Here is a 22,397-nt window from a genome sequence, read left to right as displayed (position 1 = left end):
TATCAGCACCAATTCAGACCAGCAGCTTCCGCTAAGACAGCGGCACCTGCAGAACCACCAGCTCAAAGGAGAACGCCGTGACGATGGACCCCGCCGTCGCCGAGCCCGAACCGGCGACGCGCCAACCCGTCCTCTCCCTCAGAGGCATCTCCAAGGGATTCGGCGCCGTCCAGGCCCTCACCGAAATCGACCTCGACGTGCACGCCGGTGAAGTAGTCGCCATTGTCGGCGACAACGGCGCTGGCAAGTCGACCCTCGTCAAGATCCTCGCAGGCGTCTACTCGCATGACACGGGAAGCGTGAGCTTCGACGGTCAGCCCGTCAGCATAGGGAGCCCCGCGGCGTCCCGGGAGCTCGGCATCGCTACCGTCTTCCAGGACCTCGCCCTCTGCGACAACCTCGACGTCGTCTCGAACCTCTTCCTCGGCCGCGAAATCACCAAGGGAACCTTGGACGAGGAGGAGATGGAGAAGCGCTCGTGGAGCCTGCTCCGCCAGCTTTCGGCGCGCATCCCGTCGGTGCGCATCGCGGTAGCGTCGCTGTCGGGCGGCCAACGGCAGACCGTGGCGATCGCTCGTTCCCTCATCGGCGAACCCCGCATCGTGATCCTCGACGAGCCGACGGCAGCACTCGGAGTCGCCCAGACAGCCGAAGTCCTCAATCTCATAGAGCGCCTCCGCGAACGGGGACTCGGGGTCATCCTGATCAGCCACAACATGGCCGACGTGCAAGCCGTGGCGGACCGCGTCGTCGTCCTCCGCCTCGGCAGGAACAACGGCAACTTCCGGGTCCCGGACGTCAGCTACGAAGAGATCATCTCCGCGATCACCGGAGCGACCGACAACGTCGTCACTCGCAGGGCGGAAGCACGCAACACCGAGAGGAACGCATCATGAGCAACACCGCCACGGCCGGAAGCGCGGCGGAGCGAGCAGCCGATCTCCAGGACGAACGGCTCTTCCACGGCGAGGGCCTGACCGGAGCCGTCGAGAGCTTCGTCAGGCGTGTACGCAGCGGAGACTTGGGCTCGCTCCCGGTCGTGATCGGCCTGATCGTGATCTGGGCCGTGTTCCAGATCCTGAACCCCGCGTTCCTCTCGGCCGACAACCTTGTGAACCTCAGCCTCCAGTGCGCGGCAATCGGGACAATCTCGATCGGCATAGTCCTCGTGCTGCTGCTCGGGGAGATCGACTTGTCGGTCGGCTCGGTGAGCGGCCTCTCCGCCGCCGTCCTGGGCGTCACGCTCACCCAGCTCCACTGGAACTCAGTGCTCGCTGTGGTCGCCGCGGTCCTCGCGGGAACCGTGGCCGGCATCGTCTACGGTCTCCTCTTCACCCGCTTCGGCGTTCCGAGCTTCGTCATCACCCTGGCTGGCCTGCTCGGCTTCCTGGGTCTGCAGCTGTGGGTTCTGGGGCCGAACAGCTCGATCAACATCCCGTTCAGCACGTGGCTCGTCACCTTCGCCCAGCAGATGTTCCTGCCGCCGTGGGCCGCCTACGCGCTTGCGGCAATCGCAGCAATCGGCCTGTTCTGGAGCGACTGGCGCAGATCACGACGACGTCGGGCCGCGGGGCTCTCGTCCGGATCCATGAGCGTCATGCTGGTCAAGTCCGTTCTGCTCCTCATCGCACTCGGAGTGAGCGTCTGGTACCTCGCAACCGACCGCGGGGTGGGCGCCATGTTCGTCTTCTTCGTGCTGCTCGTGGTGTTGATGAACTTCCTGCTCACACGTACGCGCTGGGGGCGCGCTGTCTTTGCCGTCGGCGGTTCCGTCGAAGCGGCACGCCGCGCCGGCATCAAGGTCAACCGCATCTACATCAGCGTCTTCGTCCTGTGCTCGACGTTCGCCGCGCTCGGCGGCCTTCTCGCGGCAGCCCGACTCGCATCCGTCGGTGCCTCGAGCGGCGGCACCGACACCAACCTCAACGCCATCGCAGCCGCCGTCATCGGCGGGACGAGCCTCTTCGGCGGGCGCGGCAGCGCATGGTCTGCCCTCCTCGGCATCCTGGTCATCCAGTCGATCTCGAGCGGCTTGACCCTGCTGAACCTCGACGCTTCGATCCGGTTCATGATCACGGGCGCGGTCCTGTTGCTGGCAGTCATCATTGACTCCCTCTCGCGCCGGTCGCGGGCGTCCCACGGCCAAGCGTAGAACCGGGAGCGGGCGCTCCAGCCAGGGAGGCCACACCCCAAAGGCATGTGGAAACTGAAGAGGAAGGGCGGTCTGCCACTTGGCAGACCGCCCTTCCTCATCCCTGTGGTGCGGGAAACACGTGCGCGTCAGCAGCTAGCGCTCGGGCGCGTCGTCGTCCTTGTGCTCCGGGGCCGTGGAGCCGCCATCGGACTCAGCGTGCCGCGGTGCGTGGCCCTCGTGCTCGGAGCTCCCGTGCTCGGATCCCTGGGGCTCCGGGCCCTGAGGTCGGTCCGGGTCGATCCGCACGCCGTACTGTGGGCGGCCATCCGGCAGATCCCGGTAGCCCGAGCCGGTTCGAGGCGGCTCAACCGGTTCCTGTTGCTCTGCCGGGCCCTCCTGCCCCGACTGAGACTGAGAGTTGACGCCGTACGGGTCGGACCAGCCCGAGGGCCGCTGTGGGCCCTGCTGGCTCGGGTCCTGCTGGCTTGGGCCCTGCTGGCTGGGATCCTGCCACTGCCCCGGCTGCTGGCCCCAGTCCTGATGGCCCTGATGCTGCCCCGGGCCGCCGTAGTGCGGTCCCTGCTCACCGTGCTGCTGCCACGGTTGGTGACCGCCCCACCCCTGCTGGCTCTGCCCCATCGGAAGCTGGTGAAGGAGCCGCCTCGCTTCGGCGGCGGCCTCGAAGGCCACGACGACGTCGTAGCTCGTCGGGACGACCTGGCTCGTTGACGTGAAATCTCGTTTGCCACGCTGCATCGCATACGTCACGATGCCGAACAGCATGAAGAACGCGGCACCCATGAGCACCGAGGTGATGATCGAGAAGTAGCCCGCGCCCGAGGAGAAGAACGAGAGCAGCACCCCGACGAAGAGGCCGAACCACATGCCGCTCAGGGCGCTGTTCAGCGCGACTCGCGGGTAGCTCAGGCGGCCCGTGACGCGTTCCACGAGCTTGAGGTCGTTGCCCACGATGGCGACGACCTCGACGGGGAACTGCTGATCCGCCAGGTAGTCGACCGCCTTCTGGGCATCGAGATAGGAGGTGTACGATCCGATCACGTCACCCTGCGGCAGGGACCGCGTCTGATCGATGTGGCCAGACGACCCGAAGATGTTCGACATGCCTTTATTCTTACCCGAGAAGCCGCTCTCGGCCTGTGTTTCCGCTCAGAGTGAGCAGCGACTTGCCTCTGGAGTAGCCTAGGGGCGTGAGTCCCATTCCCACCCGCGTGTTCGTCGCGCGGCTCCTCGGCCTCGACGTATTCGACCCTCTCGGCGACCGGGTGGGGCGGCTGCGGGACGTCGTCGTGATCGCCCGTGGGAAGCGCGAACCGCAGGCCGTGGGCGTAGTCGTCGAGGTTCCCGGCAAGCGGCGCGTCTTCGTCCCCATGACGCGGGTGACGTCGATGGACCAGTTCCAGGTCATCACGACCGGCCTCGTCAATCTCCGCCGGTTCGAGCAGCGCGGCGCCGAGATGCTCGTACTCGGAGACCTCTTCGACCACCGCGTGACCCTCGTGGACGATGGTGCCCAGGGCACGGTCGAGGATGTGGCCATGGACCAGCAACGCAACGGTGATTGGCTCGTGAGCAAGCTGTTCGTGCGGAGGGAGGCGCCCGGCCGCGGCTTGCGCGGGCTGCGGCGCGGCGAGACGGTGCTCGTGGACTGGGAGGACGCCCGGCTGGACACCCGGGGCGGGACGCGCGCGGCGACCCACTTCCTCGCAAGCCACGAGGACCTCCGCCCGGCGGACTTCGCTGACGCCATCCAGGAGATGAGCGACCAGCGGCGGTTCGAAGTCGTCTCGGAGCTGCAGGACGAACGTCTGGCCGACGTCCTCCAAGAGCTCCCGGAGGACGACCAGGTGGAGATTCTCTCCTCACTCGACAACGAGCGTGCGGCCGACGTCCTCGAAGAGATGGACCCCGACGACGCCGCCGACCTCCTCGCCGACCTCCCCGCGGACAAGGCCGAGGAGCTCCTCCAGCTCATGGAACCCGAAGAGGCCGACGACGTCCGCCGCCTCCTGCAGTACGACGAGGGCACAGCAGGCTCGATCATGACGCCGGTCCCGGTCGTGCTGCCTCCCGAGGCCACGGTCGCCGACGCCCTTGCGCACGTAAGGCGCGAGGAGCTGAGCCCTGCGCTCGCCTCGGCGGTCTTCATCTGCCGCCCGCCCCTCGAGACACCCACGGGCCGTTACCTCGGCACCGTCCACATCCAGCAGCTGCTTCGGAGCGCCCCTCCCGAGCAGCTCGGCTCGATCGTCGACAAGGGACTCGAACCCGTTTCCGACCTCGCGCCGGTCAACGACGTGGCCTACTCGATGGCGCAGTACAACCTGAACTCGCTCGCCGTGGTCAACGAGGACGGCCGACTCGTCGGCGCGGTCACCGTCGACGACCTCCTCGACCACCTCCTGCCGGATGACTGGCGCACGCACGACGACGATGCTCCGCCGCTGAGGAAGTTCGGAGGACGCTTTGGCTGATCCCCGCAAGCTGGTTCCCGGTCTAGACACCCCGCTCGAGACGCGGGCCCGGTTCCTCCCGGCCTTCGCCCCCAACCCCGATGCGTTCGGCCGCTTCGCCGAGCGCTTCGCGCGCTACATGGGAACACCCCAGTTCCTCGTGTACATGTCGCTCTTCTGCGTCGTGTGGCTGTGCTGGAACACGCTCGCGCCCGAGCCGTGGCAGTTCGACCCCAAGTCGCTCAACTTCACGCTCCTCACGCTCATCCTCTCGCTCCAGGCCTCGTACGCGGCCCCCCTGATCCTGCTCGCGCAGAATCGGCAGGACGACCGCGACCGCGTCCAGATTGAGCAGGACCGCTCCCGGAACGAGCGCAGCCTCGCGGACACCGAATACCTCACCCGTGAGCTCGCATCGCTGCGACTCGCGATGCGGGAGGTGGCAACGCGCGACTTCGTCCGGGCCGAGCTGCGGGCTGAACTGCGGTCAATCCTCGAGGAGCTCGCAGACCGGGACGCGGCCGCCGCCGCGTCGGCCCACAAGCAGCGCAAAGAGAAGAAGGATCGCGCGAATCTCAACACCGCGGAGACGCCCCACAGCGTACCGCCCGAAAGGACCGACCACCAGTGAGCTCACCTGACGAGGCAGCGGTCCGCGCTGCGCTCTCGACCGTTGTCGACCCTGAGCTGCGCCGTCCTATCGATGAGCTTGGGATGCTCGCAGGGGTAGCGGTCGACGGCGGCCGGGTAACCGTACGCGTTCTGCTCACGATTGCGGGCTGCCCCCTGCGGAGCACGATCGAGGCCGATGTCCGGGCCGCGCTTCACGAGATTCCGGGTGTCGCGCAGATCGACGTCCAGCTCGAGGTCATGACGCCGGAGCAGCGGCAGGCGCTCAAGGAGCGCCTGAGGCCTTCGCGCGGCATTCCCTTCAGCCGCCCCGAGTCGCTGACGAAAGTCTTCGCCGTGGCGAGCGGCAAGGGCGGAGTGGGCAAGTCTTCGGTGACCGTGAACCTCGCGTGCGAACTCGCGGCCCGTGGGCTCCGTGTCGGGATCGTGGACGCGGACGTGCACGGCTTCTCGGTTCCCGCCCTGCTCAGCATCACCCAAGGGCCCACTCAGGTCGACGACATGATCCTCCCGCCGGTGGCCCATGACGTGAAGGCCATCTCGATCGGCATGTTTGTGACAGGCAACCAACCCGTCGCCTGGCGCGGCCCCATGCTTCACCGCGCACTCGAACAGTTCCTCGCTGACGTCTACTTCGGAGACCTCGACGTCCTCTTCCTGGATCTCCCACCGGGCACCGGCGACGTCGCCATCTCGGTCTCACAGCTACTGCCCAACGCGAATCTCCTCGTCGTCACGACCCCGCAGGCGGCGGCCGCCGACGTCGCCGAGCGTGCGGGGTCGGTCTCGGCGCAGACCGGTCAGCGGGTGGCGGGAGTCGTCGAGAACATGTCGGGGATGGCCCTCCCGGACGGGACGGTGCTCGAAGTCTTCGGGAGCGGCGGGGGCCGGCGCGTGGCCGAGAGGCTCTCCGCAGCGCTCGAGACCTCGGTGCCGCTCCTCGGCCAGGTTCCACTCGACGTCGCCCTTCGCGAGGGCGGGGACGCTGGCGAACCCATAGTTCTGAGCGACCCTGATTCGCCCTCGGCAGTGGCACTCCGGGCCATTGCCGATCAACTTGCCGCCGCGCCGCGAGGGCTTGCTGGCCGGAGCCTCGGAATGACGCCGCGCTAGGCGCACCGCCTCAGGTCGCGTCGCTGTCGAACGGAGCGGGTTGGCCGGGAGCCAGGCGCTCGGCGACACGGAGCGGGGCGACAGCGGCTTCTCCAGACGGGCTAGGCGAGGCCGCTTCGGCAGCCGTGGGGGCGGCTGCAGTCGAAGTCGGCGCAGGGGTGTTGTCCTCGAGCAGCGCGTCCCGGATGATCTTCCGCGGGTCGTACTGACGCGGGTCGTATTTGCGCCAATCGACCTCGTCGAGGTCAACCCCCGTCTCCTCCTTGAGCTGCTCCCTCGCTCCCGAGGCCATGCGACGCACTTCCCGGACGATGTTGGTCAGCTTCTGCGTGTATTCGGGCAGACGCTTGGGGCCGATCACCAAGACTGCGATGACCAGCAGGATGAAGAGCTCATTCATTCCGGGCACGATCGAAGATTACCTTCTGCGCATAGGCGCGGACGATTCGGTCCGGCCCTCCATGGATATCATCAGCCTTCTACGACGCTTTCAGGACCCGTTGGGGCATTCAGGGCCGTCCAGCCGCGCTCAGAACAAGGTGAAGGCCCCGCGCGAGGCGGTCGGCAGGGCTCTCTGCCGGAGGCGGGGTGGGGGGCGGGACGGACTCGCGGACCAAATTGGCGGTTACGGATGACGGGAAGTCCGAGGCGAGGACCGTGGTCTGGGGCGTGGGCGTTCCACCGTTGCTGGGACGCTGCTCCATCAGGGAGATCGCGTGGGCGCCATCGCCGATGCGCAGCACGAGAGTCGGCACCCCGTTGAGGATGTAACCGCGAGCAGATTCGACGTGCAATCCGTTCTGCTCGAGCTCGGGGCAGTTCCAGCCCGCTGCGGACAGCGCTTGGAGGTCTGCGGTCGTGAGGACGCGACCCCCATTCTCGATCCCGACGGCGGAGGGCCAGCTCGCGGTCGGCGAGGTCGCCGTCGGGTCTCCCGCGACCGCATAGGCCGTGACGGCCAGTGCTGCCAACGCGGCAGCGGCTCCCGCCAGGGCGACGCCTGCGGCACGAAGCATCCGGCCCTTCGACGAAGCTGCTTCCGCAAGTTCCGCCTCAAGCGCGAGCTCCCGGGTCTGCTCGATGAGCCTCTGGGTCAGGGCGGAGCTGGCCGCGGGCACGGGCGCGCCCCGCAGCGCGGCCAAATAGCGGCGTTCGGTCTCGAGCGCGCCCCGGCACTCGGCGCACGACTGCAGGTGCGCCGCATCACGCCCATGGTCGGCCAAGCCGCCCAAGGCTCCCAGTCGTCGTCGTTCGCTCATGCCCCGCCTCAGCGGAGGCCCGCGACACGGGGCAGGGAGAGCCGAGGCTTCCCAGCGCCACGGCGCGGATCGCGATGCGCGAGCTTCTCGCGCAGGAGGGTGCGGCCGCGGTGGATGCGCGAGCGCACCGTGCCGAGCTTGACGCCGAGCGCTGCCGCGACTTCGTCGTAGGAGAGCCCTTCGAGGTCGCAGAGCACGACGGCGGCGCGGAAGTCCGGCGGGAGTTCCTCGAGGGCGGCCTGGACGTCGAGATCCAGGTTGTTCATCTCGTAGCTGCGCTCCGGGCCGGGCTCCCGGCCGGGGATCTTGGCTTCGGCGTCTTCGGCGAGCGCGTCGAAGCGGATGCGGTTCTTGCGACGTGCCTGATCAAGGAAGAGGTTCGTGGTGATGCGGTGGAGCCAGCCGTCGAGCGTCCCGGGCTTGAAGTTCTCGAGCGAGCGGAAGACGCGGACGAAGACTTCCTGGGTGAGGTCTTCGGCGTCGTGCTGGTTTCCGGTCAGCCGATAGGCCAAGCGGTACACCTTGGCGGAGTGCTGGGCAACCACTTCTTCCCACGTGGGAGGCACCCAGTCAGCCGGGGCCTGCTCGGCAGGGGTCTCGGGGGTCGCAGCACGTTGCTTGAGCACGTCCACGCACCTCACCTTCACAGCATCGGCGGCCGCATTGTGCCATGGACTCCGGATCCACCTGCAACCGCTGCGGAACCCCAGTGTGACAGGCCTTGCTGAAGGTTCGCTGGTCATTCCGCCCAGAGCGTAGCGCGGTGGGCGGCCGCCGAGAGGATAGGCTTGAGGCATCCCGAGCCGAAAGCGTTACTAGATGACCGACAAGTCCGCGAGCTGGTCCTACGCCGAGGGGCTTGCCGTCGAGGACACTGTCGTGGCCCGTGCGCGCGAGCGTTCCCTCGAGCTGGGCGTCTCTCCCGTTTCCCCCGGTGTCGGCGCCGTCCTCACGGTGCTCGCCGCCACCTCCAAAGCGCACGCCGTCGTCGAGGTCGGCACCGGTGCTGGAGTCTCCGGCGTCTGCCTGCTCCGCGGACTTCCCGCGCGTTCGACCTTCACGACCATCGACACCGACCTCGAGCACCTCAAGGCAGCGCGACAGGCGTTCGGCGAGGCTGGCATCCCCTCCAGCCGAGTCCGCACGATCCCGGGCCGCGCACATGCAGTCCTCCCCCGACTCAACGATGCCTCGTACGATCTCGTCTTCCTCGACGCCGATCCCGGCGGAGCGCTGGACTACGCCGACGAAGGCGTGCGCCTTCTGCGCCAAGGCGGCCTGCTCGTCATCAACGACGCGTTGGACCACGGTCGCGCCGCCAATGCCGCGCATCGCGAAACGAGCGCAGTCCGCCTCCGCACCCTCCACCGGCGCCTGCTCGAAGACGAACGCCTCGACACGGCGCTCCTGCCGACCGGGCCGGGCCTGTTCCTTGCGTCGCGCCGATGACCGAACCGAGCCGTTGACCGGGCGTTAAACGAAGGAGGCCAGCCCCTCAGGGGCTGGCCTCCTTCACAGCGCGGGCCCCGCGCGAAGGTGAGTTCATTCGGTAACGCCGACGAGGCATTCCTTGAGCTCCGCAGCCTCCTCAGCATTGAGCTCAACCACGAGCCGCCCACCGCCCTCAAGGGGAACCCGCATGATGAGGCTGCGGCCTTCCTTGGTGACCTCCATCGGGCCGTCCCCGGTACGCGGTTTCATGGCTGCCATCTGAACTTCCCCTTCAGTAGTTTGCCTGCACGAATCTGCAGGCCGTCGGGCGCACCTCCGCTCACCGAGGTGATGGGGCCTCGCCACCTTGTGCTTGACCTTTACATTATCAGCAGCGGTACCACGGAGTAGCCAAGCACGCCGGTCAGGGAGGCCAGTCGCCGCCGCCGGGGAGCTCCGCCCAGTCCCAAAGCCAGACGACCCACACGATCTGCAGGAGCACGAACATCACAAGGACGGTGCCCCGGTAGGCGCGCGAGCGCGAAAGCGCGGCGCCTGCGAGCGCGAGCGGAAAGAACGGGAGCATCATCCGGAAGGTGCTCGTCTGGGGGTACAGGAAGGCCAGCAGGAACAGCGCGTATGCGCCGCACCAGAGCCTCAGCTCGATTCCGATGAGCTTCACGTGGGCACTCGTGAGGTAGAGCGCGACGACCGCGACAAGCACGAATGGTGCGGCCGGTCCGAGCACGGGGCCGAAGAGGTATTTGCCCGTGTCGAACCAGGGCATGAACGGCACGAGGTCACTGCCGCGCCAGACCGCCTCGGTGTCCGTATACGCCGTCATCACGCCGGTCCCGGCCCACGCGATCGCTGGCCAAGCCAGAGCCGATGCGGCCGTCGCCACGGTGAGGGCAGCGAGGCGCGGCAGTTCCCCCGGAGGAAGGGGACGACGGCGCCGCAGGGCCCACCGGATGACGAACAGAGCCGCGAGCATCACCGCGAGCGGCACGCCGACTGGCCGGGTGAGGCACGCGATGGCCACGACGGGGATCGCGACGAGATAGCGCCGCTCGACGATCCACAGCAATGCCCAGGCGAGGAACACAGTCCCAAGCGCCTCGGCGTACGGCACTTGGAGAATTGCCGAGACCGGGAAGAAGGCGAAGAAGGCGACGCCCCACATGGAAGTGCTGTGGCCGGCGAAGTGCCGGAACAGTCGATAGATCACGAGTGCGGCGGCGAAGCCCGCGACGAGGGGAACTATCTGCTCAAGGACCTGCCATGAGATCCCAGTGAGGATCGCAAGGGACCGGACGAGGTAGGGGAACACGGGATAGAAGGCCCATGCGTTCTCCGTGACCGTCCCGCTAGACGAGCGCGGGAGAACGGATGGGTAGCCGTTCTGGATGATGCGCCCGTACCACTCGGAGTCCCAGATCTGCAGGAAGTGAAAGTAGTCAGGATGAGGCCCGAACCACGGGTTGGTCCCCTGCTGGAGGGCCGCCGCTGCGAAGATCCCAAACGAGACGAGCCTCGACGCCGCAAACAGCAGGACGACCTGCAGCCACCACGGCCTGCGCGCGAACCAGAGCGCCGTCGACCGTGCGGCCGCGGCAAGCGCGACGTGGACGGGCGACGACGACGGCGCCTCGCGCGTCGCGCCGGGCCGCTCGTCGAGCCCGTGGCTCATTCGGGGGCCTCGACCTCGGGGCGCGCCCGCTGGCGCAGGCGGGCGATCTCGGCGTCCTGCTGGGCGATGCGGTCGCGCAGGCGCTCGAGGACGTCGTCGACCTGATCCATGCGGTAGCCCCTCAATCCGAGGGAGAACCGGATGCGGTCGATATCGTCCGCGCTCGGCTGCTCCGGGAGGAGGACGGGCGGAAGCCCTGAGAGCGGCTCCTCGAGGCCACGGTCGAGGACGTCAGGGACCGAGCGGCCGCGGAACACCGACGCACCGACCCACACGAGCCCGGCAGCAATGACGATGGCGAGGACGACGAGGAAGAAGCTCACTCGCCGTCAGCCTTCTCTGGTGACCACACTTCTTCCTCCTCGTCCTCCTCGGCCGAGCCGAACATGCCGCCCCGCCGCTCCTGGTTGTCACGGCGAAAGCCGGCCAGTACGAGCTCAACCGCGTCCTCGGCCGTGTCCGTGATCTGGATGAGGTCCATGTCCTCGGCGGAGATCATTCCCTCTGTCAGGAGGGTGTTGCGGAGCCAATGGACCATCGGACCCCAGAACCGGGTGCCGACGAGGACGATCGGGAACGAGGTCACCTTGCCGGTCTGGACGAGAACCATGGCCTCGAACAGCTCGTCCAGAGTGCCGAGACCGCCCGGGAGGACGACGAACCCGTGTGCGTACTTGACGAACATCGTCTTGCGGGCAAAGAAGTAGCGGAAGTTGACGCCGAGGTCGACCCACGGGTTGAACCCGGTCTCGAAGGGAAGCTCGATCCCAAGACCGACTGAGGTCCCAGAGCCGTCCACCGCGCCGCGGTTGGCCGCTTCCATGGAGCCGGGGCCGCCGCCCGTGATGACCGCGACGCCCTCGCGAGCGAGGAGCCGTCCGATCTCGACCGCGGTCTCGTAGTAGCCGCTGCCAGGCAGTGTGCGGGCGGACCCGAAGATGCTGATGGCAGGCCCGAGCTCGGCCAGCGCGCCGAAGCCTTCGACGAACTCGCTCTGGATGCGCATGACGCGCCACGGATCAGTGTGGACGAACCGGCCAGCCCCATGAGTGTCGAGCAGGTGCTGGTCGGAGGTGCCCTGAAGTGCCTGTCGCCGCCGAAGCTCGAGCGGGCCTTTGCGCCGAGAAGGAACTGAGCGATCGTCGCGGCGCGGTGATTCCGTGGTCATGCCTCCAAGGCTAGCGGTCTCACTTGAATCACGATTGGAGCCTTCCTCCGAGGTGCACGAACCCGGGAGTGTTATCTCCGTTACATTGGCCCTATGACAACCGAAGCACCCTCGGCTGCCCTGGTCTCCGTGCAGGGCGTGAACAAGCACTTCGGCCAGCTCCACGTCCTACGGGACATCGACCTCGATGTCCGCAAGGGCGAGGTCGTCGTCGTCATCGGCCCTTCCGGCTCGGGGAAGTCGACGCTGTGCCGCGCCATCAATCGCCTCGAGACGATCGAATCGGGCGCGATCTCCATCGACGGGAAGAAGCTTCCCGATGAAGGCCGGGAGCTCGCGCGGCTTCGCGCCGACGTCGGCATGGTCTTCCAGTCCTTCAATCTGTTCGCCCACAAGACGATCCTCGAGAACGTCACCCTCGGCCCCATCAAGGTCAAGGGCGTGGACAAGGCGACCGCCGAGAAGGAGGCCATGGCCCTCCTGGAACGGGTCGGCGTCGGGCATCAGGCGCCTAAGCTGCCCGCCCAGCTTTCGGGGGGACAGCAGCAGCGCGTGGCGATCGCGCGGGCGCTCGCGATGAAGCCCAAGGTCATGCTCTTCGACGAGCCCACATCGGCTCTCGATCCGGAGATGATCAACGAAGTCCTCGACGTGATGGTCGAGCTGGCCCGCGAGGGCATGACCATGATCGTCGTGACCCACGAGATGGGCTTCGCCCGCAAAGCCGCCGACCGTGTCGTGTTCATGGCAGACGGGCAGATCGTCGAACAGGCCCCGCCCGAACAGTTCTTCACGAACCCGCAGAGCAGCCGGGCTAAGGACTTCCTGTCCAAGCTGCTCACGCATTGAACGGGCGCTGGATTACCAGCGTCTGAGAACGGGGCTGGGGAGCCCCTACAGAAAGGAATATCGTGGCACTCTTCCGCACCAAGAAGGCCATTTTCACCGCCGCAGCCGCGGCGCTCACGCTCACGCTCAGCGCGTGTGGCGGCGGCTCGGGATCGGGCGGCTCGCCCGAGTCCTCAGGGTCGGCACCCTATTCGGTGGCCTCCAACGTCTCGCTCACCGGCAGCCCGACCTTTGACAAGATCAAGTCGAATGGAAAGGTCCGCGTGGGGGTCAAGCAGGACCAGCCGGGCCTCGGCTTCATGGACGCCGCGACCGGCCAGTACAGCGGCTTCGACATTGAGATCGCCAAGTGGATCGCCGCCTCGCTCGGCTACAGCGCAGACAAGATCGAGTTCAAGCCGATCCCGTCGGCCAACCGCGAGTCGGCCATCCAGAACGGCGACATCGACTACTACGTCGGCACGTACTCGATCACGGACAGCCGGAAGAAGCAGGTCGACTTCGCGGGGCCGTACTTCGTCACGGGCCAAGGGCTCCTCGTGAAGAAGGACAACACGACGATCAACAGCGAGAAGGACATAGCGGGCAAGACGGTGTGCTCCGCGACCGGTTCGACTCCCCTGCAGAACATCCAGAAGAACTTCCCCCAGACGTCGGCGCGATCGTTCGATACCTATTCGCAGTGCGTGGACGCACTCAAGAACGGACAGGTCGACGCGGTGACGACCGATCAGGCGATCCTCATCGGCTACGCGGCACAGGACCCGGACAACCTCAAGGTCGTGGGCACTCCGTTCACCACTGAGAAGTACGGTGTGGGCGTCACGAAGGGGGACGCCGCCCTGCGGAAATTCGTCAACGACACGTTCACGAACGGCCACGATGTCTGGCAGAAGGTCTACGACTCGACACTCGGGAAGTCGGGCACAAAGGTCGAGCAGCCCGCCGTCGACAACTACTGATCGATCCGTGGTGGGCGCGCCCGAGACGGCGCGCCCACCACGCTCGCGCTCGAAAGCGTAGGCCCTTACGTGAATACCCTCCTCGACAATCTGGACGTCTTCACGACCGGATTCCGCACAACCATCATTCTGTTCCTGGTTTCGGGCCTGTTCGCCCTCCTTCTCGGCACGGTCGTCGGGGCGATGCGGGTATCCCCCATCCCGGCCCTCCGGGCGTTCGGAACCCTCTATGTCAACGTCGTCCGCAATACGCCGCTCACACTCGTCCTCTTCTTCTTCGCATTCGGCTACCCGAAGCTCGGCCTGCCGGAGATCGATTTCACGGTCTCGGCCATCGTGGGGCTCAGCCTCTACACGGCGAGCTACGTCGCCGAAGTCCTCCGTTCCGGAATCAACACGGTGCCGGTAGGACAGGCCGAGGCAGCACGGGCAATCGGCCTCCCGTTCGTTCAGACCCTCACGCTCGTCGTGCTGCCACAGGCCTTCCGCTCGGTGCTGCCGCCGTTGTTCAGCGTGCTCATCGCACTGCTGAAGAACACGACCGTGGCCGCCGGGTTCTCGGTGTACGAGGCCGGCGCCATCCGCGCGTATCTCGCCGAGCGAGGCGAGCCCGCCCTCACGGTCCTCCTGTGGGTCGCACTCTTCTTCGTGATCCTCGTCCTCATCCTTGCGCAGCTGCAGCGCTACTTCGAGAAGAAGTGGAAGGTGGCCCGATGACCTCGGTTCTCTATGACGCCCCAGGCCCCAAGGCCCGCGCAAGGCACCTCGTCTTCGGTGCCGTCTCGACCATCGTCATCCTCGCGATCATCGGGTTCGTGATCTGGCGTTTCGCGGAGACGGGCCAGTTCACCGCCGCGAAGTGGCAGATCTTCTCGTTCCCCCGCGTCCAGCAGACGCTCATCCAGGCTGCAGGGGCGACGCTCTCGGCATTCGGCGTCGCCGCGGCGGGAAGCCTCGTGCTGGGACTCGTGCTCGCGGTCGGGCGGCTCTCGGATCGTCCCTGGGTCTCCCGGCCGTTCCACTGGTTCACGGAGCTGTTCCGCGCGATCCCCGTGCTCATCCTCATGATGATGCTGTACTACGGGCTCCCGCCCGCGCTCGGGGTCAGGTGGCCGCCCTACACGGCCGTCGTCGTCGCTCTCATCCTGTACAACGGCTCGGTGCTCGCCGAGGTGTTCCGGGCCGGAATCGAGTCGCTGCCCAAGGGCCAGCGCGAGGCGGGCCTCGCGATTGGGCTCCGGAAGTCCCAGGTCATGGCGAGCATCCTGCTCCCGCAGGCCGTGAGGGCGATGCTGCCCGTGATCATCTCCCAGCTCGTCGTGACCCTCAAGGACACGGCATTGGGTTTCATCGTGACGTACAACGAGATCCTGTTCCAGGCCAAGTTCTTCGGCTCGCAGGTCCAGTACGGCACACCGATCGTGCCCTCCGCGATCGTCGCGGGCGTGCTCTACGTCGGGATGTGCCTCATCCTTTCGGGGCTGGCCAAGCTCGCCGAACGGCAGCTTCGGCGCAGCCAGAAGGTATCGGACTTCAGAGCCGGCAGGGGTTTGGTCAGGCCGTAAGCCAGTCGCGCAGCGCCCGGAAGCACTCGCGCACATCCTCGGCGGAGACGCGCTCGTCGTCCTTGTGGGCGAGCAGCGCGTCTCCGGGTCCGAAGTTCACCGCCGGGACCCCGAGCTCGCTGAAGCGGGCGACATCGGTCCAGCCGTACTTCGGCTTGGGCTCGCGGCCGACGACGGCGACAAACGCGGCCGCTGCGGGGTGCGTGAGTCCCGGGCGGGCGCCTGCGGCGCCATCGGTACGGACCACGTCGAAGCCTTCGAGCAGCTTCCGCACGTGGGCTTCGGCTTCGGCAGGCGTCTTGTCAGGAGCGAAGCGGTAGTTGATCTCAACGGTGCACCGGTCTGGGATGACGTTCCCCGCGGTGCCGCCCGTGATACGGACGGCGTTGAGGCTCTCACGGTAATCGAGGCCGTCCACCGTAACCGTCGCCGGCTCGTAGTCGGCAAGGCGGGTCAGGATCGGGGCGGCGGCGTGGATCGCGTTCCGGCCCATCCAGGCGCGTGCGGAATGCGCCGCCTCCCCGATCGTGGAGGCCTCGAGGCGCATAGTGCCGTTGCACCCGCCCTCGACAGTGCCGGCCGTGGGCTCGAGGAGGATCGCGAAGTCGCCCTCGAGGAGCTCTGGCATCGCCCGAGCCAGCCTCCCGAGCCCGCTCTTGGTCGCTTCGACCTCTTCGTGGTCGTAGAAGACGAAGGTGACGTCCCGGCTCGGCCGCCGCGCGCCGTCGTCCGTACCGAAGAGTGCCGCCGCAAGCGCGAGCTGGACGGCGACGCCGCCCTTCATGTCGGTCGCCCCACGGCCCCAGAGGGTTCCAGCCCCCGGTCCGCCATCCCATGACGACGGCACGGTGCCGCGCGCGCCGTCGGACGTGGGAAGGGGAACAGTGTCGAGGTGGCCCGCGAGGATGACGCGCTCCCCGCGGCCGAGCTCCGAGCGGGCAACGATCGCATCACCGTCGCGGATCACGCGGAGGTCCGCAAGCCCATTCAGGGCCGACTCGACGGCGTCAGCGATTGCCCGCTCGTTCCCTGAAACGCTCTCGATGTCGATGAGGGCGGCGGTGAGGAGGGACACTTCCTGGGTGATGTCGAGCGTCACTGGAGTCACGCGAGCAAGCATAGCCCCGTGCAGGAGGCCAACTTTCGGCTCGCCGAGACCCCGCTCTATAGACTTGGGCCCATGACTGAAACCTCCGCCGCACCCCGCTCTGCCCACGGCTTCGGCCTTGCCACGATCGCCGTGGGGACCGGGGCTGACGGGGCCGAAGAGGCCGCCGTCCTCGACGTCTGGTACCCCTCCCCCTCGCTCGGCACCGCCGCCGAGCACCTCAGTGATGAGTCGGTCGTGGATTCGGCTCCCGCCGAGCTCGTCGCAGCCGCTGAGAACGGCACCGACACGGATCGCGGCACGGAAACCAAGGTCGTCTTCGTGCAGATCGACCTCGACCAGCCGCCTGCCGACACCGCAGACGCCTACCTCCGCCTGCATCTGCTCTCGCACCGGCTCGTCAAGCCCAACAGCGTCAATCTCGACGGGCTCTTCGGCAAGCTCCCGAACGTCGTCTGGACCAACTTCGGCCCCTGCCATCCCGCTGGCTTCGAGTCGACGCGTGCCCGGCTCCGCCGCCGCGGCGCAGTCACGGTCTACGGCGTGGACAAGTTCCCCCGGATGGTGGACTACGTAGTGCCCTCGGGGGTCAGGATCGCCGACGCCGACCGCGTGCGCCTAGGTGCACACCTCGCCGAGGGAACGACTGTCATGCACGAGGGTTTCGTGAACTTCAACGCCGGCACGCTCGGAACCTCGATGGTGGAGGGGCGCATCTCGGCAGGGGTCGTCGTAGGAGACGGCACCGACGTCGGGGGTGGAGCCTCCATCATGGGGACGCTCTCGGGCGGTGGCAAGGAGCGCATCTCGCTCGGTGAGCGCGTCCTGCTCGGCGCCAATTCCGGCGTCGGAATCTCGATCGGTGACGATTCCGTGGTTGAGGCTGGGCTCTACGTGACCGCCGGGACGCGAGTCCGGATCAGCGGCTTCAAGGATGCCTTCGGCGAGAATGCAGAGAAGGTCGTCAAGGCCATCGAGCTCTCCGGCCAGCCGAACCTCCTCTTCCGCCGCAACTCGACCAACGGCCAGGTAGAGGCTCTTCCCCGCAGCGGACAGACGGTCGAACTCAATGAGGCTCTCCACGCAAACTGACTCCACGCCCGTCTGAGAGAAGCAGTGCCGGGCCTCCAGGCCCGGCACTGAGCAAGGAGCCCCGCCTTGGCTTTGGCCCGCACCGTGCGACGATGGCTCACGCTCGTCGTCGCCCTCGTGCTCGCCGGCACCGGCGTCTACATCGCCTCGGCTGTCCTAAATCGCGGTGAGGCGCCGATCGTCGAGGGCTGCACGGCGCTCCTCAACGGCAACGAAGAGAGCCTCGCCACTGATCAGGCCGCGAACGCCTCGCTCATCACTGCGATCGCTGTGCGCCGCGGACTTCCGGCCCGCGCGGCGACCATAGCCATCGCCACCTCGATGCAGGAGGCCAAGCTCCGCAACATCAACTACGGGGACAAGGCCGGCCCCGACTCGCGGGGGCTCTTCCAGCAGCGGCCCTCGCAGGGCTGGGGCAGCGAAGAGCAGCTGATGGACCCGGTCTACGCGACTAACGCGTTCTACGATGCGCTCGTCAAGGTTCCCGGATACGAGTCGATGACCGTCACCGAGGCCGCTCAGAAGGTTCAGCGCTCGGCCTTTCCAGAGGCGTACTCACAGCAGGAGGACCTCGGCCGAGCCTATGCCTCCGCCCTGACCGGCAATTCCGAGGCCTCGCTCAACTGCACGCTTCGCAAGCCCGACGCCGCGGGGGATCCCTCCACCGTGCGATCCGCGCTCGAGGAGGACTACGGGCAGACGGCTGTTGGGGTCGTGGCCGGCAAGACCGTTTCGGTCCAGGCGTCCGGGACCCTTGCATGGTCGGTCGCCCAGTGGGCGGTCGCGAACGCGAAAGGGATGGGCGTGACGCGCGTCCAAGTGGACGGTCAGGCCTGGATCCGCGACGGCGACAAGGGCTGGAGCGCCGCGCAGAACCCCCCCGGCGTCGTCGTCATCACGGTAGCTGACGCGCCCTGAGGCCGCCCCCGCGCCCCTCCCCTAGACGAGGATCTCGAGAACCGGTGCCAAGAAGCTCCGGAAGTTCTCGGCGTCGTCCATGAGGGACTGGCTCATGATCACCTTGTCGCTCGCCACAAGCCAAGCCCTGTCCTCAGCCAGGGGCAGTTCGATGATCCTGAGATCGAAGTCCTTCGCAAGAGGACCGACCTCGAGCTGCCGCCCTGCCACCATCTCCTGCAGGATCCGGTGATCTCCTCTGGCTTCCCGCCGCGCCTCGAGCCGCTCGTACTCCGCGCGTCGCTCCCGGGCCCAGGTGAAGGCGCTGCCGAAGTGCGCCTGAAGGGAGCGTTGGAGCGCTGGTGCAGTGCTGAACGCGGTGAACTCGGGCGGGCTTACGTCTGGGACGGCCTCGGGCGAATCCCCGACGAGACCTGCCCACCATTCCTCCCACTCGCGCCGCAGCGCCTCGACGCCGCCTACGTGCTGCGTGAGCTGGTGGTGGTCACACTCGCGGATTCGCGGTTCGACTGGGGCGAGCGGTGGAATGCCCGCCCCGGTCAGCCCCGCATTGTCTTTGAGATAGAGGGCGAGCAGCATGGGTTCAGACGTGTCGATCGTGACACGCCACCCTGGCCCCGCTGTCTGGTGCATGGTGTCGGCTCCTTGCGTCCCATCAGCACCTTCCAGTGTATTCCCGCTCAGGCAATCGGGACCCGGCCGAGGGTATCCGCTTGGGCGCGCACGACGGCGACGCACAGCTCCGCGTCGAGCCACCTGCCGTGGACCAAGGCGTGGAGCGAGAGGCCTTCCGCTGTGGCGAGGAGCCGTTCGGCTTCGGCCACGAGCTCGTGGGGTGCCATCTCGGGGAGCACGGCGAGCACCGAACGGCCGACGGCGGCTGCGATCCTGGCGTGCGCCGAGTCCGCCACTTCGAGGAGAGACTCGTCTGTGCGGGCCGCGAAGCGGAAGGCGCTGAAGACGCAGAGGTCGACGGCGCGTTCCACGTCGAGCGGGAGGAGCTGGCACAGCTGGGCTACGACGTCGTCGGCGTCCTCGACTCGCCGCACGACGTCGTCGGCAACGCTCTCGAACGCATGGACACGGAGGTCCTCTGCTGTCTCGAAATAGTGGCGCACCGAGCCGACCACGAGTCCCGCCTCCGCGGCGACCTCTCGCAGGGACACGCGGGCAAGGCCGTCCGCGGCCACGATCCGCTTGACGGCCTCGACAATCTCACGACGGCGCGCGGCCGGGTCGACGAATCTGGGCACCCGTCCTGTCTAGCACACGGAGGAGGCGCATCCGTGCGCGGCCACTCACCCACTCCCGACTCACCCACTCCCGACGAGTGCCCACTTCTCCCACCACGAGTGGCCACATGTGCGCCCGTAGGATAGACCCATGCGAATCCTTGTGACCGGTGGCACCGGCTACATCGGCTCCCACACGGTTCTGACCCTCCTCGAGGGTGGTCATGACGTCGTGGTGGTGGACAACCTCTCGAACTCCAGCGAAGAGTCACTTCGGCGGGTCGGCGAACTGGCGGGGCGCGAGGCGACCTTCGTCAAGGCCGACATCACGGACGAGGCCGCCCTCGACGCCGTCTTCGGCGAGCACTCCCCGCAGGCCGTGATCCACTTCGCGGGGCTCAAGGCCGTGGGCGAGTCCGTGTCGATCCCCCTGGACTACTACTACAACAACGTCGCTGGCACGATCGCGCTACTACGCACGATGCAACGCCACGATGTCCGCACCATCGTCTTCTCCTCCTCAGCGACCGTCTATGGGGAGCACAACCCGACGCCGTACATCGAGAAGATGGAGATCGGGGCCATGAACCCCTACGGGCGCACGAAGGAGCAGATCGAGGACATCCTCAGCGACCTCGGCGCCTCGGATGAGCGGTGGCATATCGCACTGTTGCGCTACTTCAACCCCGTAGGTGCGCACCCCTCAGGACGGATCGGCGAGGACCCACAGGGCATCCCCAACAACCTCGTTCCGTTCATCGCCCAGGTCGCCGTGGGTCGGCGGGAGAAGCTCATGGTGTTCGGCGGCGACTACGAGACGCCCGACGGCACCTGCCAGCGCGACTTCATCCACGTCGTCGACCTCGCTGAAGGCCATGCAGCTGCGCTGCGGTACCTCGAGGACCACGCCGGCGTCTTCCGGTGGAACCTCGGTTCCGGCAAGGGGACTTCCGTGCTCGAGATGCTGCACGCCTTCGAGGCCGCAGTCGGTGCACCGATTCCGTACGAGATCGCACCCCGACGCGCCGGGGACCTGCCCGCCTTCTGGGCCGACCCCTCCTCCGCTCTGCACGACCTTGGCTGGTCCACCACCAAGACGGTGGCACAGATGTGCGAAGACCACTGGCGGTGGCAGAAGAACAACCCGATGGGCTACCGCGCCCCCTAACCACGTCTCAGGTACAGATAAACCCCTCCTACGGCGTTTCAGGTACAGATAAACCCCTCCTACGCCGTTTCAGGTACAGATAAACCGCCTCTCACCCGTTCCGGGTGCGCGAACTTCTCTTCACATGCGGACGACGCCGGCCCTCGCCTTCCATTGAAAGGCGAGGGCCGGCGTCGTCGTACCCGAAATGACCAGGACGCGAAGTTGGCGTACCCGAAACGGTCTCTGGAGCGATTACCCGTACCCGAAACGGTTTCTGGGGGGGATTATCCGTACCCGAAACGATCGGGGGGAGGGAGAGGTGTTGAGGTCGGTCCTCAGCGGACCGGGTAGTCCCTCTGCGCCTCGCCGACGTAGAGCTGCCGCGGGCGGCCGATCTTCGTCTGGGGATCCTTGATCATCTCGCGCCACTGGGCGATCCAGCCCGGAAGCCGGCCGATCGCAAAGAGCACCGTGAACATCTTCTCCGGGAAGCCCATCGCTTTGTAGATGAGGCCGGTGTAGAAGTCGACGTTCGGGTAGAGCTTGCGCTGGATGAAGTAGTCGTCCGCGAGGGCCTTCTCCTCGAGCCGCATCGCGATGTCGAGGAGCTCGTCGTTTCCGCCGAGCTTCGAAAGCACCTCATGAGCCGTGGCCTTGATGATCTTCGCCCGCGGATCGTAGTTCTTGTACACGCGGTGCCCGAAGCCCATGAGGCGCACGCCGTCTTCCTTGTTCTTCACCTTCTCCATGTAGTCCTCGGGCTTGATCCCCTCGGACTGGATGCGGCGGAGCATGTTGAGGACAGCCTCGTTCGCGCCGCCGTGCAGCGGGCCGAAGAGCGCGTTGATGCCGGCCGAGATCGAGGCGAAGAGGTTCGCATTGGCCGAGCCGACGAGACGGACGGTCGACGTCGAGCAGTTCTGCTCGTGGTCCGCATGCAGCACGAGGAGAAGGTCGAGGGCCTTGACCACGAGCGGATCGAGCTCGTACGGCTCGGCCGGAAGGCCGAAGCACAGCCGGAGGAAGTTCTCCACGAGGTTCATGGAGTTGTCCGGGTACAGCAGCGGCTGGCCGATCGACTTCTTGTGCGCGTACGCGGCGATGACGGGCAGCTTCGCCATGAGCCGGATGGTCGAGAGTTCGACCTGCTCCTCGTTGAACGGGTCGAGCGAGTCCTGGTAGAACGTCGACAGCGCGGACACCGCCGAAGACAGCACCGGCATCGGGTGAGCGTCGCGCGGGAACCCGGCGAAGAAGCTCTTGAGCTCCTCGTGCAGGAGCGTGTGGCGGCGGATCCGCTGGTCGAAGCTTTCGAGCTCCGACGGCGTCGGGAGGTTTCCGTAGATCAGGAGGTAGGAAACCTCGAGGAAGCTCGAGTGCTGGGCCAGCTGCTCGATGGGGTAGCCGCGGTAGCGGAGGATGCCCTCGTCGCCGTCGATGAACGTGATCGACGAAGTGGTCGCCGCAGTGTTCATGAAGCCGGGATCGAAGGTGACAGCACCTGTCTCCTTCAGAAGCTTCGACACATCGTAGCCGTCGTTGCCTTCGACCGCGGCAATGCGGGGCAGGGTCAGCTCCCCGCCTTCATGGCGCAGGGTGGCACCGTTCTTCTCAGTCATGGTTCC

The 22,397-nt window shown here is 66.9% G+C and carries 25 protein-coding genes; 13 read left to right on the top strand and 12 right to left on the bottom strand.

The annotated features are described in order from the left end of the window. Positions 1 to 83: 83 nt before the first annotated feature. Both LK10_RS15475 and LK10_RS15470 read left to right on the top strand, forming a co-directional pair. Positions 84 to 896, top strand: a complete 813-nt coding sequence (locus tag LK10_RS15475) for an ATP-binding cassette domain-containing protein (RefSeq protein ID WP_043125615.1) — start codon at positions 84 to 86, stop codon at positions 894 to 896. Beyond that, complete coding sequence (locus tag LK10_RS15470) at positions 893 to 2,152, top strand: sugar ABC transporter permease (RefSeq protein ID WP_043125442.1); 1,260 nt, start codon at positions 893 to 895, stop codon at positions 2,150 to 2,152. Before LK10_RS15475 ends, LK10_RS15470 begins: the two co-directional genes overlap by 4 nt. 135 nt (positions 2,153 to 2,287) lie before the next feature. Here the strand turns inward: LK10_RS15470 and LK10_RS15465 are convergent, their stop codons facing one another. Then, a complete protein-coding gene (locus tag LK10_RS15465; RefSeq protein ID WP_081998594.1) occupies positions 2,288 to 3,256 on the bottom strand; it encodes a general stress protein in 969 nt (322 codons plus the stop codon). 86 nt (positions 3,257 to 3,342) lie between these two features. Between LK10_RS15465 and LK10_RS15460 the strand changes: the two genes are divergently transcribed. The 3 genes from LK10_RS15460 to LK10_RS15450 are packed head-to-tail and all read left to right on the top strand — an operon-like array spanning position 3,343 to position 6,348. Continuing rightward, positions 3,343 to 4,626 carry a magnesium transporter MgtE N-terminal domain-containing protein gene (locus LK10_RS15460; RefSeq protein WP_043125441.1) on the top strand — a complete coding sequence of 428 codons (1,284 nt, stop codon included), beginning with the start codon at positions 3,343 to 3,345 and terminating at the stop codon, positions 4,624 to 4,626. Next, positions 4,619 to 5,236 (top strand): DUF1003 domain-containing protein, encoded by a 618-nt coding sequence (locus tag LK10_RS15455; RefSeq protein WP_081998593.1) that lies wholly within the window; start codon positions 4,619 to 4,621, stop codon positions 5,234 to 5,236. Before LK10_RS15460 ends, LK10_RS15455 begins: the two co-directional genes overlap by 8 nt. After that, a complete protein-coding gene (locus LK10_RS15450; RefSeq protein WP_043125439.1) occupies positions 5,233 to 6,348 on the top strand; it encodes an Mrp/NBP35 family ATP-binding protein in 1,116 nt (371 codons plus the stop codon). The genes LK10_RS15455 and LK10_RS15450 overlap by 4 nt, the downstream gene beginning before the upstream one ends. Positions 6,349 to 6,358: 10 nt before the next feature. Here the strand turns inward: LK10_RS15450 and LK10_RS15445 are convergent, their stop codons facing one another. The 3 genes from LK10_RS15445 to sigE form a co-directional block, all read right to left on the bottom strand. After that, a complete protein-coding gene (locus LK10_RS15445; protein ID WP_408021464.1) occupies positions 6,359 to 6,748 on the bottom strand; it encodes a twin-arginine translocase TatA/TatE family subunit in 390 nt (129 codons plus the stop codon). A 109-nt stretch (positions 6,749 to 6,857) separates the two neighbouring features. Continuing rightward, positions 6,858 to 7,607, bottom strand: coding sequence for an anti-sigma factor (locus LK10_RS15440; RefSeq protein WP_156144203.1), 750 nt, complete (start codon positions 7,605 to 7,607; stop codon positions 6,858 to 6,860). A gap of 8 nt (positions 7,608 to 7,615) precedes the next feature. Further along, the gene (gene sigE, locus LK10_RS15435; protein WP_043125604.1) at positions 7,616 to 8,233 is read right to left on the bottom strand and encodes an RNA polymerase sigma factor SigE; all 618 of its coding nucleotides are present in this window, start codon (positions 8,231 to 8,233) and stop codon (positions 7,616 to 7,618) included. A gap of 193 nt (positions 8,234 to 8,426) precedes the next feature. On the opposite strand from sigE, the gene LK10_RS15430 reads away from it, so the two are divergent. Further along, on the top strand, positions 8,427 to 9,056 hold the full coding sequence (locus LK10_RS15430; protein WP_043125434.1) for an O-methyltransferase: 630 nt from the start codon (positions 8,427 to 8,429) through the stop codon (positions 9,054 to 9,056). Positions 9,057 to 9,149: 93 nt separating this feature from the next. On the opposite strand, the gene LK10_RS21525 is transcribed toward LK10_RS15430, so the two are convergent. The 4 genes from LK10_RS21525 to LK10_RS15415 all read right to left on the bottom strand — a co-directional run bounded on the left by LK10_RS21525 (position 9,150) and on the right by LK10_RS15415 (position 11,896). Then, complete coding sequence (locus LK10_RS21525) at positions 9,150 to 9,317, bottom strand: DUF3117 domain-containing protein (RefSeq protein ID WP_077489993.1); 168 nt, start codon at positions 9,315 to 9,317, stop codon at positions 9,150 to 9,152. 145 nt (positions 9,318 to 9,462) lie between these two features. Then, entirely contained in the window at positions 9,463 to 10,728 is a 1,266-nt protein-coding gene (locus LK10_RS15425; protein WP_052207430.1) for a hypothetical protein, read from the bottom strand. Further along, complete coding sequence (locus tag LK10_RS15420; RefSeq protein ID WP_043125432.1) at positions 10,725 to 11,051, bottom strand: DivIVA domain-containing protein; 327 nt, start codon at positions 11,049 to 11,051, stop codon at positions 10,725 to 10,727. Before LK10_RS15420 ends, LK10_RS15425 begins: the two co-directional genes overlap by 4 nt. Then, positions 11,048 to 11,896, bottom strand: coding sequence for an LOG family protein (locus tag LK10_RS15415; protein WP_081998591.1), 849 nt, complete (start codon positions 11,894 to 11,896; stop codon positions 11,048 to 11,050). Before LK10_RS15415 ends, LK10_RS15420 begins: the two co-directional genes overlap by 4 nt. Before the next feature lie 93 nt (positions 11,897 to 11,989). Here LK10_RS15415 and LK10_RS15410 point away from each other — a divergent pair, with 93 nt between their 5' ends. The 4 genes from LK10_RS15410 to LK10_RS15395 all read left to right on the top strand — a co-directional run bounded on the left by LK10_RS15410 (position 11,990) and on the right by LK10_RS15395 (position 15,272). Beyond that, positions 11,990 to 12,745 (top strand): amino acid ABC transporter ATP-binding protein, encoded by a 756-nt coding sequence (locus LK10_RS15410; RefSeq protein WP_043125429.1) that lies wholly within the window; start codon positions 11,990 to 11,992, stop codon positions 12,743 to 12,745. A gap of 62 nt (positions 12,746 to 12,807) precedes the next feature. Continuing rightward, positions 12,808 to 13,707, top strand: a complete 900-nt coding sequence (locus LK10_RS15405; RefSeq protein ID WP_231567795.1) for a glutamate ABC transporter substrate-binding protein — start codon at positions 12,808 to 12,810, stop codon at positions 13,705 to 13,707. Positions 13,708 to 13,776: 69 nt separating this feature from the next. Continuing rightward, a complete protein-coding gene (locus LK10_RS15400) occupies positions 13,777 to 14,424 on the top strand; it encodes an amino acid ABC transporter permease (RefSeq protein ID WP_043125428.1) in 648 nt (215 codons plus the stop codon). Beyond that, on the top strand, positions 14,421 to 15,272 hold the full coding sequence (locus LK10_RS15395) for an amino acid ABC transporter permease (protein ID WP_052207429.1): 852 nt from the start codon (positions 14,421 to 14,423) through the stop codon (positions 15,270 to 15,272). Before LK10_RS15400 ends, LK10_RS15395 begins: the two co-directional genes overlap by 4 nt. Here LK10_RS15395 and dapE read toward each other — a convergent pair. Then, positions 15,262 to 16,392 (bottom strand): succinyl-diaminopimelate desuccinylase, encoded by a 1,131-nt coding sequence (gene dapE / locus LK10_RS15390; RefSeq protein ID WP_043125426.1) that lies wholly within the window; start codon positions 16,390 to 16,392, stop codon positions 15,262 to 15,264. The genes LK10_RS15395 and dapE overlap by 11 nt on opposite strands. A 60-nt stretch (positions 16,393 to 16,452) precedes the next feature. Between dapE and dapD the strand changes: the two genes are divergently transcribed. Both dapD and LK10_RS15380 read left to right on the top strand, forming a co-directional pair. After that, complete coding sequence (gene dapD, locus LK10_RS15385; protein WP_043125590.1) at positions 16,453 to 17,472, top strand: 2,3,4,5-tetrahydropyridine-2,6-dicarboxylate N-succinyltransferase; 1,020 nt, start codon at positions 16,453 to 16,455, stop codon at positions 17,470 to 17,472. 66 nt (positions 17,473 to 17,538) lie between these two features. Continuing rightward, on the top strand, positions 17,539 to 18,390 hold the full coding sequence (locus LK10_RS15380; RefSeq protein ID WP_052207428.1) for a hypothetical protein: 852 nt from the start codon (positions 17,539 to 17,541) through the stop codon (positions 18,388 to 18,390). A gap of 21 nt (positions 18,391 to 18,411) precedes the next feature. On the opposite strand, the gene LK10_RS15375 is transcribed toward LK10_RS15380, so the two are convergent. After that, complete coding sequence (locus tag LK10_RS15375; RefSeq protein WP_043125423.1) at positions 18,412 to 19,023, bottom strand: hypothetical protein; 612 nt, start codon at positions 19,021 to 19,023, stop codon at positions 18,412 to 18,414. A gap of 47 nt (positions 19,024 to 19,070) precedes the next feature. Then, the gene (locus LK10_RS15370; protein WP_043125422.1) at positions 19,071 to 19,643 is read right to left on the bottom strand and encodes a TetR/AcrR family transcriptional regulator; all 573 of its coding nucleotides are present in this window, start codon (positions 19,641 to 19,643) and stop codon (positions 19,071 to 19,073) included. Positions 19,644 to 19,773: 130 nt separating this feature from the next. Here LK10_RS15370 and galE point away from each other — a divergent pair, with 130 nt between their 5' ends. Then, a complete protein-coding gene (gene galE / locus LK10_RS15365; protein ID WP_043125421.1) occupies positions 19,774 to 20,790 on the top strand; it encodes a UDP-glucose 4-epimerase GalE in 1,017 nt (338 codons plus the stop codon). 317 nt (positions 20,791 to 21,107) lie between these two features. On the opposite strand, the gene LK10_RS15360 is transcribed toward galE, so the two are convergent. Next, entirely contained in the window at positions 21,108 to 22,391 is a 1,284-nt protein-coding gene (locus LK10_RS15360) for a citrate synthase (RefSeq protein ID WP_043125418.1), read from the bottom strand. Positions 22,392 to 22,397 lie beyond the last annotated feature (6 nt).

Source organism: Sinomonas humi (assembly GCF_000802235.1).
GTDB classification, from domain to species: Bacteria; Actinomycetota; Actinomycetes; order Actinomycetales; family Micrococcaceae; genus Sinomonas; species Sinomonas humi.
Note: the sequence above shows the minus strand (reverse complement) of the source record. Positions and strands in the feature narration are given on the sequence as shown.

Excerpts from the sequence above, each read along its gene's own strand:
- LK10_RS15465 (WP_081998594.1), bottom strand. The coding sequence starts at position 3,256 with ATGTCGAACATCTTCGGGTCGTCTGGCCACATCGATCAGACGCGGTCC.
- LK10_RS15440 (WP_156144203.1), bottom strand. The coding sequence starts at position 7,607 with ATGAGCGAACGACGACGACTGGGAGCCTTGGGCGGCTTGGCCGACCAT.
- LK10_RS15475 (WP_043125615.1), top strand. The coding sequence starts at position 84 with ATGGACCCCGCCGTCGCCGAGCCCGAACCGGCGACGCGCCAACCCGTC.
- LK10_RS15470 (WP_043125442.1), top strand. The coding sequence starts at position 893 with ATGAGCAACACCGCCACGGCCGGAAGCGCGGCGGAGCGAGCAGCCGAT.
- LK10_RS15360 (WP_043125418.1), bottom strand. The coding sequence starts at position 22,391 with ATGACTGAGAAGAACGGTGCCACCCTGCGCCATGAAGGCGGGGAGCTG.
- galE (WP_043125421.1), top strand. The coding sequence starts at position 19,774 with ATGCGAATCCTTGTGACCGGTGGCACCGGCTACATCGGCTCCCACACG.
- LK10_RS15425 (WP_052207430.1), bottom strand. The coding sequence starts at position 10,728 with ATGAGCCACGGGCTCGACGAGCGGCCCGGCGCGACGCGCGAGGCGCCG.
- dapE (WP_043125426.1), bottom strand. The coding sequence starts at position 16,392 with ATGCTTGCTCGCGTGACTCCAGTGACGCTCGACATCACCCAGGAAGTG.
- LK10_RS15415 (WP_081998591.1), bottom strand. The coding sequence starts at position 11,896 with ATGACCACGGAATCACCGCGCCGCGACGATCGCTCAGTTCCTTCTCGG.
- LK10_RS15430 (WP_043125434.1), top strand. The coding sequence starts at position 8,427 with ATGACCGACAAGTCCGCGAGCTGGTCCTACGCCGAGGGGCTTGCCGTC.
- LK10_RS15375 (WP_043125423.1), bottom strand. The coding sequence starts at position 19,023 with ATGCACCAGACAGCGGGGCCAGGGTGGCGTGTCACGATCGACACGTCT.
- dapD (WP_043125590.1), top strand. The coding sequence starts at position 16,453 with ATGACTGAAACCTCCGCCGCACCCCGCTCTGCCCACGGCTTCGGCCTT.
- LK10_RS15410 (WP_043125429.1), top strand. The coding sequence starts at position 11,990 with ATGACAACCGAAGCACCCTCGGCTGCCCTGGTCTCCGTGCAGGGCGTG.
- LK10_RS15445 (WP_408021464.1), bottom strand. The coding sequence starts at position 6,748 with ATGAATGAGCTCTTCATCCTGCTGGTCATCGCAGTCTTGGTGATCGGC.
- LK10_RS15395 (WP_052207429.1), top strand. The coding sequence starts at position 14,421 with ATGACCTCGGTTCTCTATGACGCCCCAGGCCCCAAGGCCCGCGCAAGG.
- LK10_RS21525 (WP_077489993.1), bottom strand. The coding sequence starts at position 9,317 with ATGGCAGCCATGAAACCGCGTACCGGGGACGGCCCGATGGAGGTCACC.